The organism is Mediterraneibacter sp. NSJ-151 (assembly GCF_022487435.1).
GTDB classification, from domain to species: domain Bacteria; phylum Bacillota; class Clostridia; order Lachnospirales; family Lachnospiraceae; genus Schaedlerella; species Schaedlerella hominis.
In genome coordinates this window covers 22851-36551 of sequence record NZ_JAKVPP010000020.1, presented here as the reverse complement: position 1 = coordinate 36551, position 13701 = coordinate 22851, and the positions used below count along the sequence as shown (strand labels likewise).

At 40.6% G+C, this 13701-nt stretch carries 11 protein-coding genes; 4 read left to right on the top strand and 7 right to left on the bottom strand.

The window, feature by feature from the left end:
• The first annotated feature begins 27 nt into the window (after positions 1 to 27).
• From dpaL to arcC, 4 genes are all read left to right on the top strand, one after another.
• Positions 28 to 1233 carry a diaminopropionate ammonia-lyase gene (gene dpaL, locus LQE94_RS15265; protein ID WP_022074753.1) on the top strand — a complete coding sequence of 402 codons (1206 nt, stop codon included), beginning with the start codon at positions 28 to 30 and terminating at the stop codon, positions 1231 to 1233.
• A gap of 64 nt (positions 1234 to 1297) precedes the next feature.
• Entirely contained in the window at positions 1298 to 2608 is a 1311-nt protein-coding gene (locus LQE94_RS15260; RefSeq protein WP_117991639.1) for a YgeY family selenium metabolism-linked hydrolase, read from the top strand.
• 203 nt (positions 2609 to 2811) lie between these two features.
• Positions 2812 to 4008 (top strand): knotted carbamoyltransferase YgeW, encoded by a 1197-nt coding sequence (gene ygeW, locus LQE94_RS15255; RefSeq protein ID WP_118737766.1) that lies wholly within the window; start codon positions 2812 to 2814, stop codon positions 4006 to 4008.
• 100 nt (positions 4009 to 4108) lie between these two features.
• A complete protein-coding gene (arcC, locus tag LQE94_RS15250; RefSeq protein ID WP_022074454.1) occupies positions 4109 to 5053 on the top strand; it encodes a carbamate kinase in 945 nt (314 codons plus the stop codon).
• Positions 5054 to 5181: 128 nt separating this feature from the next.
• Here arcC and LQE94_RS15245 read toward each other — a convergent pair whose 3' ends face one another.
• The 7 genes from LQE94_RS15245 to ilvB all read right to left on the bottom strand — a co-directional run bounded on the left by LQE94_RS15245 (position 5182) and on the right by ilvB (position 13661).
• Positions 5182 to 7107, bottom strand: coding sequence for an NAD(+) synthase (locus LQE94_RS15245; protein ID WP_240578088.1), 1926 nt, complete (start codon positions 7105 to 7107; stop codon positions 5182 to 5184).
• A gap of 69 nt (positions 7108 to 7176) precedes the next feature.
• Positions 7177 to 8055 (bottom strand): Hsp33 family molecular chaperone HslO, encoded by an 879-nt coding sequence (hslO, locus tag LQE94_RS15240; protein ID WP_240578087.1) that lies wholly within the window; start codon positions 8053 to 8055, stop codon positions 7177 to 7179.
• A 15-nt stretch (positions 8056 to 8070) separates the two neighbouring features.
• Positions 8071 to 8844, bottom strand: a complete 774-nt coding sequence (locus LQE94_RS15235) for a class I SAM-dependent DNA methyltransferase (protein WP_118724851.1) — start codon at positions 8842 to 8844, stop codon at positions 8071 to 8073.
• 15 nt (positions 8845 to 8859) lie between these two features.
• On the bottom strand, positions 8860 to 10107 hold the full coding sequence (locus LQE94_RS15230; protein WP_240578086.1) for a hypothetical protein: 1248 nt from the start codon (positions 10105 to 10107) through the stop codon (positions 8860 to 8862).
• Positions 10108 to 10293: 186 nt separating this feature from the next.
• On the bottom strand, positions 10294 to 11334 hold the full coding sequence (locus LQE94_RS15225; RefSeq protein ID WP_276312759.1) for a branched-chain amino acid aminotransferase: 1041 nt from the start codon (positions 11332 to 11334) through the stop codon (positions 10294 to 10296).
• Positions 11335 to 11419: 85 nt separating this feature from the next.
• Positions 11420 to 11929 carry an acetolactate synthase small subunit gene (gene ilvN / locus LQE94_RS15220; protein ID WP_022074448.1) on the bottom strand — a complete coding sequence of 170 codons (510 nt, stop codon included), beginning with the start codon at positions 11927 to 11929 and terminating at the stop codon, positions 11420 to 11422.
• A gap of 13 nt (positions 11930 to 11942) precedes the next feature.
• The gene (gene ilvB, locus LQE94_RS15215) at positions 11943 to 13661 is read right to left on the bottom strand and encodes a biosynthetic-type acetolactate synthase large subunit (protein ID WP_022074447.1); all 1719 of its coding nucleotides are present in this window, start codon (positions 13659 to 13661) and stop codon (positions 11943 to 11945) included.
• Positions 13662 to 13701 lie beyond the last annotated feature (40 nt).

Below are 13701 nucleotides of genomic sequence, written 5' to 3'. Positions count from 1 at the left end.
TAAAAATATAAAAGGAGGTTATTCCAAATGGAATCAATCAAATGGGCAGTCAATAAGATGCCAAAGACAAACGATGAAAACCTGAAAATCATGAGTCTGGACGAAGTCAAAAAAGCTCGTGCTTTCCATGAAAGTTTTCCACAGTACACAGTAACACCACTTACTAAATTAGATAAGATGGCTGACATGCTCGGTCTTGGCGAAGTGTACATCAAAGATGAATCTTATCGTTTTGGACTGAACGCTTTCAAAGTACTCGGAGGTTCATTTGCAATGGCTCGTTACATTGCACAGCAGACAGGCAAAGATGTTTCAGAACTTCCTTATAATGTACTTACTTCTGATGCTCTTAAAGAAGAGTTCGGACAAGCTACATTCTTTACAGCTACAGATGGTAACCATGGACGTGGAGTTGCATGGGCTGCAAACAAGCTTGGACAGAAAGCAGTTGTCTTAATGCCAAAGGGAACAACACAGACACGACTGAACAACATTCTTGCTGAGGGTGCTACAGCTACTATCGAAGAATACAACTACGATGAATGTGTTCGTATGGCAAATGACATGGCTATGAAGACAGAGAACGGAATCATGGTTCAGGATACAGCTTGGGACGGATACGAAGAAATTCCAGCTTGGATCATGCAGGGATATGGAACAATGGCTATGGAGGCTTATGATCAGCTTCAGGATTATGGATGCGAGCGTCCTACACATGTATTTATCCAGGCTGGTGTTGGATCACTTGCCGGTGCTGTTCAGGGTTACTTTGCTAACAGATATCCAGAGAACCCACCGAAAGTTGTTGTTGTAGAAGCTGAAGCTGCTGCATGTCTTTACAAAGGTGCTTCTGTCGGTGACGGAAGTATCCAGATTGTAGACGGCGATATGGTTACTATCATGGCTGGTCTTGCTTGTGGTGAGCCAAACACAATTTCATGGGATATTTTGAAAAACCATGTAGATACATTCATTGCTACTCCTGACTGGGTTGCTGCTAAAGGTATGCGTATGCTTGCTGCTCCTATCAAAGGAGACAAACCGGTCACATCTGGTGAATCAGGAGCTGCTCCATTCGGAACACTTGCTTGCATCATGATGATGGATGAGTACAAAGAATTAAGAGAACATCTTGGATTAGATGAAAACTCAAAAGTATTACTCTTCTCTACAGAAGGTAACACAGACCCTGAACGTTATGAATCAATCGTTTGGGATGGAAATGAAAAATAAGTCTAATAAGACTTATATAATAGGAAAACATTAATTTATATTTTAAAAAGGAGGATTTTTAACAATGGATTTAAACAAAATCAAAGAGGCTGCACAGGGATATGAGAAAGAAATGACTGCATTCTTACGTGCAATCGTAAAAAACCCAGGAGAAAGCTGTGATGAGAAAGCTCATATCGACACTATCGCTGCTGAGATGAAAAAAGTAGGATTTGATGAAGTTCAGATCGATCCTCAGGGAAATGTAATCGGATATATGGGAACAGGCGACAAGATCATCGCATTTGATGCTCATATTGATACAGTAGGTATCGGTAACATCGACAACTGGACATTCGATCCATATGAAGGATATGAGACAGAGACAGAGATCGGTGGACGTGGAGTATCTGATCAGTGTGGCGGTATCGTATCAGCTGTTTATGGTGCTAAGATCATGAAAGAACAGGATCTTATTCCAGAAGGATACAAAGTAATGGTTGTTGGTACAGTTCAGGAAGAAGACTGTGATGGTCTTTGCTGGCAGTACATCATCAACGAAGACAAAGTTCGTCCTGAATTTGTAGTTTCTACAGAGCCTACAGATGGTGGTATCTATCGTGGACAGCGTGGACGTATGGAAATCCGCGTTGACGTTAAAGGTGTTTCTTGCCATGGTTCTGCTCCAGAGCGTGGAGACAATGCTATTTACAAAATGGCTGACATTCTCCAGGATATCCGTGCTTTGAACGAGAACGACGCTGAAGACGGAACAGAAATCAAAGGTCTTGTTAAAATGCTTGATCCTAAATACAACAAAGATTACGAAGAAGCTCGTTTCCTTGGACGTGGTACAGTTACAACATCTCAGATTTTCTACACATCTCCAAGCCGTTGTGCAGTAGCTGACTCTTGCTCAGTATCTCTTGACCGTCGTATGACATTCGGAGAGACATGGGAAAGCTGCTTAGATGAGATCCGTGCTTTACCTAGCGTACAGAAATACGGTGATGACGTAACAGTTTCTATGTACAACTATGACCGTCCTTCTTACACAGGATGTGTATATGAAATCGAGTGCTACTTCCCAACATGGGCTATTCCAAAAGACCATGCTGTAACAAAAGCTCTTGAAGAAGCTTATACAGGACTTTACGGAGATGCACGTATCGGTGCTGAAGAGACACTTGAGATGAGACAGGCTCGTCCATTAACAGATAAATGGACATTTTCTACAAACGGTGTATCTATCATGGGACGTAACGGAATCCCTTGTATCGGATTCGGACCTGGAGCAGAGGCTCAGGCTCACGCACCAAACGAGAAGACATGGAAACAGGATCTTGTTACATGTGCTGCAGTTTACGCTGCTCTTCCAAAATCATATGTGAAATAATGCACTAATCGCTTAGCGAAATTGCATTGAGCTTAGCGATTGTGTACACTTCGGCATCAGACGAGGTCCTTCCGAGTCGATGTTCGAATGTGTTACCTCATTGAGCTTAGCATTATATACTCAAAACCAATTCAGGCGTCTGGTCTGCCGGACGCCATCCATTAAAACAAGTATTAAAAAACAATTATTAGGAGGATTTTATAATGGACGCAAAATTACAGGGATATATTGACAAATTAAACGCATTAAACTTCAAAGAGATGTACAATGGTGATTTCTTCTTAACATGGGAGAAAACAGACGACGAAATCGAAGCTGTATTTACAGTAGCTGACGCTCTTCGTTACATGAGAGAAAACAACATCTCTACAAAAGTATTTGAAAGTGGACTTGGAATCTCTTTATTCCGTGATAACTCTACACGTACACGTTTCTCTTTCGCTTCTGCTTGTAACCTGTTAGGTCTTGAAGTTCAGGATCTTGACGAAGGAAAATCTCAGGTTGCTCACGGTGAAACAGTTCGTGAAACAGCTAACATGATTTCTTTCATGGCTGATGTAATCGGTATCCGTGATGATATGTACATCGGAAAAGGTAACAAATATATGCACGAAGTTGTTGACGCTGTAACACAGGGAAACAAAGACGGTATCTTAGAGCAGAAACCTACACTTGTTAACCTTCAGTGCGATATCGACCACCCAACACAGGCAATGGCTGATATGCTTCACATCATCCACGAGTTCGGCGGAGTTGAGAATTTGAAAGGTAAAAAACTTGCTATGACATGGGCTTACTCTCCATCTTATGGTAAACCACTTTCAGTTCCACAGGGAATCATCGGACTTATGACACGTTTCGGAATGGATGTTGTTCTTGCTCATCCAGAAGGATACGAAGTATTTGAAGATGTAGAAAAAGTTGCTGAAGAAAACGCTAAAAAATCAGGCGGATCATTCACAAAAACAAACAACATGGCAGAAGCTTTCAAAGATGCTGATATCGTATATCCAAAGAGCTGGGCTCCATTCGCAGCTATGGAAAAACGTACAGAACTGTACGGAAATGGTGATACAGAAGGTATCAAAGAACTTGAGAAAGAACTTCTTGCTCAGAACGCAGAGCACAAAGATTGGGCTTGTACAGAAGAGCTTATGGCTACAACAAAAGACGGAAAAGCTCTTTACATGCACTGTCTGCCAGCTGATATCTCAGGCGTAAGCTGTGAAGAAGGTGAAGTAGATGCTTCTGTATTCGATCGTTACAGAGATCCACTTTACAAAGAAGCTAGCTTCAAACCATATATCATCGCAGCTATGATCTTCCTTGCTAAATTCGAGAATCCAACAGAGATCTTGAAAAAACTGGAAGAAAGAGGATGCCCTAGAATTTTCGAATAAGATTTTGAGCACAAATTAAACATAGTCTTATAACGAACCAGAAGCGAACCTGTTTCGCTTCTGGTTTTAAAAACAAAAATTTCATTTGGAGGAATATAAAATGTCTAAAAAGAAGAGAATTGTCATTGCTCTCGGGGGAAATGCTCTTGGCAATACACTTCCAGAGCAGATGGCAGCAGTTAAAATTACAGCTCGTGCAATCGTTGATCTGATTGAAGAAGGCTGTGAAGTTGTTGTTGCACATGGCAACGGACCACAGGTTGGTATGATTAATAATGCTATGCTCGCTTTAACTCATGAAGATGAAAAACAGCCTAACACACCACTTTCTGTTTGTGTTGCGATGAGCCAGGCTTACATCGGTTATGACTTGCAGAATGCATTACGTGAAGAATTGTTAAATCGTGGAATCACAGATATTCCGGTTGCTACAATGATCACACAGGTTCGTGTAGATGAAAATGATCCGGCTTTCGAAAATCCATCAAAACCAATCGGACGTTTCTTAACAAAAGAACAGGCTGATGAGATGGCTGAGAAATATAACTATATCATGAAAGAGGATGCAGGACGTGGATATCGCCGTGTTGTTGCTTCTCCAAAGCCACAGGAAATCGTTGAAATTGGAACAATCCGTAACATGGTTAATGCAGGTGAACTTGTTATCGCTTGTGGTGGTGGCGGTATTCCTGTTACATTGCAGGGAAATCACTTAAAAGGTGCCAGCGCAGTTATCGATAAAGACTTCGCAAGCTGTCTGATGGCTAAAAATCTGGACGCTGACTTCCTCATCATCCTTACAGCTGTAGAAAAAGTTGCTGTAAACTATGGAAAACCAGATGAAAAATGGATTGATCATATGACAGTTGAGGAAGCAAAACAGTACATGGAAGAAGGTCACTTCGCTCCTGGTTCTATGCTTCCAAAAGTTCAGGCTGCGGTTGACTTTGCAGAATCAAAACCTGGTCGTCAGGCACTGATCACATTACTTGAAAAAGCAAAAGATGGTATCAATGGAGTAACTGGTACACGTATTTCACTTTAATTTTTTAGCTATACTTATTTCAACACCTAAAGAGAAAAGAGGCAGGTTGTCCGTTCAACGGATATCCTGCCTCTTTTCTTTATTATCTGTCTGCGAAGATTTTTCTTCACAGCTAGCAACTTATTCTTTTAAATATCTGACAACGAAATATTCTCTAAATCCTTCAACCACACTGCTACGCAGGCATCACTCGGCATTCTCCAGTCTCCTCTCGGAGATAATGCTACACTACCTACTTTTGGTCCATCCGGAAGGCATGAACGTTTAAACTGCTGTGCAAAAAATCTTTTACAGAATGTCTCCAGCCATTTCAAAATTGTAACATCATCATATGTATCTTCAAATGTATATTTTGCAAGACGGAAAATCTTGCTTGGTTCAAACCCAAAACGAAGTAAATAATACAAATAAAAATCATGTAACTCATATGGTCCGACCAAGTCTTCTGTCTTCTGTGCGATATTCCCGTCTTTCGGAGGCAATAATTCCGGACTTACCGGTGTATCCAGCACATCATAAAGTACTTGCTTTAACTCTTTATCTACTGTCGTATCCGCCGCATACTGTACAAGATGTCTTACCAGTGTCTTTGGAATTGAAGCATTTACCCCATACATAGACATATGATCACCATTGTATGTTGCCCATCCAAGCGCCAGCTCTGACAAATCACCTGTACCGATAACCATACCGCCATCTTTATTTGCAATATCCATCAAGACCTGTGTACGCTCTCTCGCCTGTCCATTTTCATATGTTACACTGTGATCCTTCGGATCGTGCCCGATATCACGGAAATGAATATTCACTGCCTCTGCGATTGGCACTTCTATAAGCGTTGCTCCAAGTTGTTTCGACATCTTGCAGGCATTCTGATAGGTGCGGTCTGTTGTTCCAAAACAAGGCATTGTAACCGCTATAATCTGCTTTTTATCTTTCTTTAGCATATCAAATGCTCTTGCCGTTACAATCAATGCAAGCGTAGAATCCAAGCCGCCTGATATTCCAACTACCGCTGTCTTCGCATGTGTATGTGCAAGACGTTTTTTCAATCCCATTGCCTGGATATTTAAAATTTCCTCACATCTTCTTGCCTTCTCACGCTCGTTATATGGCACAAATGGATGTTTCGAAAACTTTCTTGTAAGATAGGTCTTTTCCATCTCAAGATAAAAAGGAACACGTATCAGCCCTGGTACATCATTTACCTGAAATGTTGTATTCTTACGTCTCTCACCGACCAGACGATTGATATCAATCTCCGAATAAATTGCTCTATTCACAAATCTTCTTGATTCTCTCAATATAGAACCATTCTCGGCAATAATATTATGTCCGCCAAACACAAGATCTGTTGTTGACTCGCCCTCTCCCGCATTGGCATAAATATATCCGGCAAGCAGACGTGCTGACTGTCCTTTGATCAGCTCTCTTCTATAACTGCTCTTACCAATCGTCTCATCACTGGCTGAACAGTTCACTATAAGTGTTGCTCCTCCTAATGCAGCCTGAATACTAGGCGGCATAGGAGCCCATACATCTTCACATATTTCAGCTGAAACTACAAGATTTGGCATCGTTGTACATTCAAACAAAATCTGCGGACCAAACGGAACTTTATTTCCCTCAAATAAAATCCATCTGGCTTCTTTTGGTCCCGGTGTAAATTGACGCATTTCATAAAATTCACCATAATTTGGAAGAAATGTTTTTGTAGTAAATCCTAAAATATCTCCCTTATTTAAGGCTGCTGCCACATTGTAGAGCTTTCCATCCTGCATAAGCGGCATTCCGACAAAAATCAGCATATCCTTGTCTCTTGTATATTTTGCTATTTTTAATAATGCCTTTTTTGACTCTTCCAACAATATATCCTGCAAAAACAGATCACTACACGTATACCCTGTAATACACAGCTCCGGAAAAACAACCACTTTCGCTCTGTTCTCGTAAGCTACATCAATTGCCTCACAAATTTTTCCTGTATTGTACTCTACATCTGCAACCTGAAGATTTGGTGTTACGGCTGCAACCTTTACAAATCCCTGTTTCATCTTTCATCACTCCTGTTTCTTATCCGGTTCTTTTCACTTAGAACTTTCATTGTCATGATATTAATCGTGTTATCTCGTTGCCTTCTTAAGCAGCTTTTTTAACTCTTCCACTTCAAATTTATACGCTGTATTACAGAAATGACACTTCACTTCAATCGGTTTATCATCATCGATCATAGCCTGTATTTCCTTTTTACCAATGCTGATAATTGCTTTTTCAATTCTATCCTTTGAGCAATTACAGCTAAATTTAGCAGGAAGCGTATCTGTAATCTCTACATCCAGCCCTTCCAAAACCTGATTTAGCATCTCTTCCGGAGTATGTCCATTATCAAGCATCGCTGTTACAGATTGAATCTTCTGGATATTGGCCTCTAATTTATCAAGAACCTCATCCTCTACAAATGGCATTACCTGTACAATAAATCCACCGGCGCAGCGCACTGTATTGTCTTTCTCCATCAAAACACCCAAACCGACAGATGATGGTACCTGCTCTGATGTTGCAAAATAATATGTCAGATCTTCTGCAATCTCACCTGTCTGAAGCATAGTCTGTCCTGAATATGGCTCTTTTAGTCCCATATCTTTGATTACATTCAAAAATCCAGGTCCCAATGCGCCTCCAACATCCAGCTTGCCATTCTTTGGCGGCAGCATAACATCCGGATTATTCACATATCCTTTTACATCTCCGTGACTGTCTGCAGTCACCGTCATTCCTCCGATCTCACCGCCACACTGAATCTGTAATGTCAATACATCACTGTCATTCTTCATCATACTTCCCATCATGACACCGGCTGTAAGCAGACGTCCCAGCGCTGCTGTCGCAACCGGACTTGTCTGATGACGCTTGCGTGCCTCCTCTACCAATTCTGTTGTTGATGCAGCAAATGCACGAATCTGTGTATTTGCCGCTGTTGCTCTTACTATATAATCTGACATATCTATTCTCCTCTCTTACTTTCCCTGTTCTCTCGCAATGATATACATACGCTCACTTTCCTGATGCACCGGATTCCTTGTAAATGCATCGTAAGCCGCAATAAACTCCATCCCTGCCACTTCCAATGCTGCCTTTACTTCTGCGAGACTGTATGCTCTCTGATAGTGCATCTCTTGAAATTTTCTGCAAATATCCTGTCCCGTCTTTTCACTTAAAACCGGGTCTTCCACAAACAAAGATAACTGATATTCATTGATCTTTTCTTCCTCGTAATAATAGTTGTCCCAAATAAAACTACAATTCTCACGTTCTTCTGCGATTGTCTGATCCCCCAGCATTTCGCGATATTTATATTCTGTATTCATATCAAAAATAAATAATCCGCCCGGATCCAGATAATTATTGGCAAGTCTGAACACCTGCTCCAAATCACCATCTTCTGTAAGATAATTCATAGAATCACAAACGCTTACAATGGCTCTGACTGTTCCATATAATTCAAATTCCCGCATATCCTGCATCAGATATAATATATCATGTCCACTCTTCGTGCGTTTCTGCATTGCAATATCTAACATTTCTTCCGAAAAATCTACTCCGGTCATATCATAGCCCTTTGAAGCTAAAATTTCAGTCATTGTTCCGGTTCCGCATCCAAGGTCCAAAACCAGCCCGTCTTCCACCCCATATTCCAATAACAATCCATGTAAATATTCTCCCCATTCTTCATAAGGCACATTATCCATGAACGTATCATACACTACTGCAAAACTTGTATATGCTTCCATCTTCTACCTCGTTTATCAATATATTCTTCTTTCTTTGTCCTCGTATTTCTCTCTGATTGCTTTTCGCTCTCTTCTTGCCTTTTCCAGCTTGCGCTGACGTTCTCGTCTGATGGCAATAAGCCGCATATAAAATGCAAGGAATATAACAATTGCAACTACAAGCAATAATACAACCTTCAAAACCTGTTTTACTGATGGCAGCTTGATCTTGCTCTTTAACTTCACAAGGCTTGATATCTTTTGCTTTACAGGTGTTGAGATAACATGCTGATCTTCTTGTTTTTCACTTGCCACTATTTCCGGTGTACTCACATCTTCACTTATCGGCTCTGTACTCTTTTGTATATCTGCTGCTGGAAAATTATAAGGAACCATCGTCTTATAGACCGCCACAGTTCTTCTTCCGTCTGCATATGACTGCGTCACTGTTACCGCAAATAATCCAGGTTCTAATTCACAGATACTTTCCGGTTCATCTGCACTTACTCCTTCAAAATTGAAATTCATCTGTGTATCCGACACCATCACTCTTCTGGAGATAGAATACATGTTAATATAATCACCGATTCCCATATTTAAGGTCAAGGGTAAATTAATGATATAATCTCCGCTTACACAAAGATCCTGAAAATTTGTTCCCTTAGAATAGCCTTCCATCGTTCCGTAATCATCTATAATCTGAAACTGACTGTCCAGCTTTTTAAATGTATATCCACCATCTGCATTTGTCTGAATATAATAACAATCATCCGTTTGATCATAACCGATTCCGAGTATATTATAATCATCTGAAATCTTCATCCGGCCTTTGAATTCCAATGTATCCGCATCCAGCAAAAAAACACAGCCTCGGTTTTCCGCATTATAGCTTGTGTACAACGCAACCACGATTTCCCGCGTATTTGGGTTAAATGCCATTCCGTTACAATGTTCATAACACATATCCTGCACACGTTTTGCAAGGGAATACCGTTCAACAGGCTGTCCATTCTCGTCATGGTCATACCGGTAATATGCTTTTATAATATCCGGTGTCGTTCCATCCTCTGCAACATTCTCCATCATAATGATGTAATAATCTGTCACACACATAGATTGTACGACGCCCTCTGCCGCCTCTGTATCATCCTCTATAATCTTCTCCCACACTGCTCCATCAAACGCCCGGTCTGATGCAATCTCCGCATGCACCGTCAAGGGATTCAACATCCATCCAAAACAAAGCATACAGAAAAAAGCAAGGGTATATATACACCTTTTCATTACTGCTTTACTTCCATTCTAAAATTCCATTTCATTTTATCATATCATTCTGTAAAATGCTTGTAAACATCCTTGTCAAAAAAAGAAGATGCAATTCACATTTTTTGTGAATGCACCCTCTTTTATCCACTTTACAAATACTTTACAGGCTATTTTTTTCAAATTATATCTGAAATATTATCCAAATTATTCGATTACTTTCAGCCATCCTTCCGGAGCTTCGATACGTCCCATCTGGATACCTGTCAATGTATCATACAATTTCTGAGTGATTGGTCCCATCTTCTCCATTCCGCTTGGGAAACAGATCTCTTTTCCGTGATCAACAACTTTACCTACCGGTGAGATAACGGCTGCTGTTCCACACAGACCACACTCTGCAAAATCTTTCAGTTCTTCTACATATACATCTCTTTCTTCTACTTCAAGTCCAAGATAATGCTCTGCAATATACATCAGAGAACGTCTTGTAATAGATGGAAGAATTGTATTTGAATGAGGAGTTACAACTTTATTATCTTTTGTTACAAAAATGAAGTTTGCTCCACCTGTCTCTTCTACTTTTGTTCTTGTAGCAGAATCAAGATACATGTTCTCATCAAATCCATTTGCATGAGCTGTTACAATTGCATGCAGGCTCATAGCATAGTTCAATCCAGCCTTGATATGTCCTGTTCCATGCGGTGCAGCACGGTCAAAATCTGAAATACAGATTGTTACAGGTTTTGCTCCACCTTTGAAGTATGGTCCTACCGGTGTGGCAAAAATACGGAACTGGTACTCATTGGCAGGTTTTACTCCGATAACCGGATTACTTCCAAACATATAAGGTCTTAAATACAGAGTTGCTCCTGAACCGTATGGCGGTACATATTCAGCATTTGCCTTAACAACCTTTTCAATCGCATCTACAAATCTCTCTTCTGGGAACGGAGGCATCTCGAGTCTCTTCGCAGAATCAACCATACGTTTTGCATTCAAATCAGGGCGGAATACAACAATTCGTCCATCTTCTGTTGTATATGCTTTCATACCTTCAAATACTGTCTGTGCATACTGAAGTACTCCTGCACATTCATTCAGAACGATGTTCGCGTCTTCTGTCAGGACTCCATCATCCCATTTTCCATCTTTGAAGTTTGAAACATAACGCTTTTCTGTCTGAACATATCCAAATCCAAGGTTCTCCCAATCAATATTTCTCTTATCCATCTGTGATTCCTCCATTCCAATATCAAGCTTTCTATCTTTAGTCGATTATAATACGATTAAAAAGAAAATTCAAGAGTGCACTCTGTTTTTTTATATTTTTTTATCTTTCCATCATGCTAATCGACTCAATTCCAACACTTCCGCCACGTACAACCTCAATATTCTGGAACTCTTCCTTCATCAGTTTGATAACCGCATCATTCTTTGTTGCAGTCTGAACGAATTCAATCAGAAGACTGTCTCTTCCGATATCCATCGGTTTTGCTTTATATGTCTCTGCAATTCGAAACAGCTCTGCCTTATCTTCTCTGCTGCATTTCTTAACCTTTACATATAAAATTTCTTTCATGCGGACAAATAAATCTGTAAAGTCGATTACTTTAATCACTTCTACCATTCGATTCAATTGTTTTTTTATCTGTTCAAATGTTTCATCATCACTGACTGTTGCGATCGTCATTCGTGATACTGTAGGATCTTCTGTTGTTCCTACTGTCAGACTATCCAGGTTATATGCTTTTCCAGAAAAGAGTCCTGAAATTTTCGAAAGAACACCCACCTGATTTTCTACATACAATGAAATCCATCTTTTCTTTATACTATTCTCCATTTTTTCAGTCCTCCTAACACTCTATGATCATTTCTTCCAATGTTCCGCCCGGCTTAATCATTGGGAATACCATTTCTTCCGGATCAATGATAAATTCAATCAATGTCGGAACTTTTGTATTTTTCTTAGCCTCTTCAAATGCTGCTGCAATCTCATCTGTTTTTGTAACACGTATACCCTTTGCTCCATAACTCTCTGCCAGCTTAATGAAGTCCGGTGTATACTCCGGCTTTTCTTCTCCATTTGTTCTTCTTGTCAAAGCACCCGCGCGCAAATCTGTCATTCCATAACGTTTTCCATAGAATAATTTCTGCCACTGACGTACCATTCCAAGATATGTATTGTTAAATACACATAAGATAACAGGAAGTTCTTCCAATACTGCAGTTGCAAATTCCTGAATGTTCATCTGCATACCGCCATCTCCTGAGATCATAATGACCGGCTTATCCGGATTGCCCAGTTTTGCTCCGATTGCTCCCGGGAATCCATATCCCATCGTTCCAAGTCCGCCTGACATAATAATTTGCTTCTTCTCTGTAATCTCTGTAAACTGTGCCGCAAACATCTGATGCTGACCTACATCCGTTACAATGATTGCCTCATCAAACTGTCTGTTAATCTCCCCGATAATATCCATCGGTCCCATTTCTGCATGCTTTTTCATCGTCAACGGGTGTACATGCTGCCACTCATCGATTTCATCCAGCCATTTCTTCGTCTTGCATGGAACAACATATTCATTCATTTTTGTAATGGCATCCTTCGCATCTGCAACAATCGGCACGTCAACATGGATATTTCGCGAAATGGCCGCTGTATCAATATCTATGTGGACAATTTGTGCATGTGGGGCAAACTCATGTAATTTTCCTGTAATACGATCGTTAAATCTCGTTCCGATAGAAAATAACAGATCACACTCGCTGACTGCCATATTGGCCGCATACGCACCGTGCATACCAAGGTTTCCAATAAACAATGGATGGTTCGTCGGAATCGCACCACGTCCCATAATAGTTGTAACAACCGGTACGTTTGTCTTCTCTACAACTTCTTTAAATGCCTCTTTTGCATCTGCAATAATCACTCCGCCACCTGCAAGAAATAACGGACGTTCTGCTTTTCCAAGCATTTTCAAAGCTCGTTTCAACTGTCCGATATGAACAGCCGTAGTTGGTTTGTATCCACGGATATTTACAGATTTCGGGTACTCTGCACTTCCAAGCTCTGCCATAACATCTTTTGGAAGGTCAATCAGTACCGGACCCGGTTTCCCTGTTCTTGCTATATAAAAGGCTTCTTTGATAATACGACCCAGGTCCTCACGTTTATGAACAGTAACACCGTACTTCGTAATACTTCTTGTAATACCTACGATGTCTACTTCCTGAAAAGCATCGTTTCCGATTAAATGTCTTGAAACCTGACCAGTAAAACATACCAATGGCACACTGTCATAGTTTGCTGTTGCAAGACCTGTTACAAGGTTCGTCGCTCCCGGTCCGCTTGTTACAAGACAGACTCCGACTTTACCTGTCGTACGGGCATATGCATCGGCAGCATGAACCAAAGCCTGCTCATGTCGAGGCAGAATCACACGTATATCATCCTGTTTATAAAGCTCATCACTAATATCGATCGTACAAGCCCCCGGATAACCAAATAATGTGTCTACCCCTTCTTCTTTCAATGCTTTTACTAATAACTTATTACCTGAAATCTGTTTCATAGAAAAACCTCCCTTTATAAAAACGTCCTATTTGCAAACG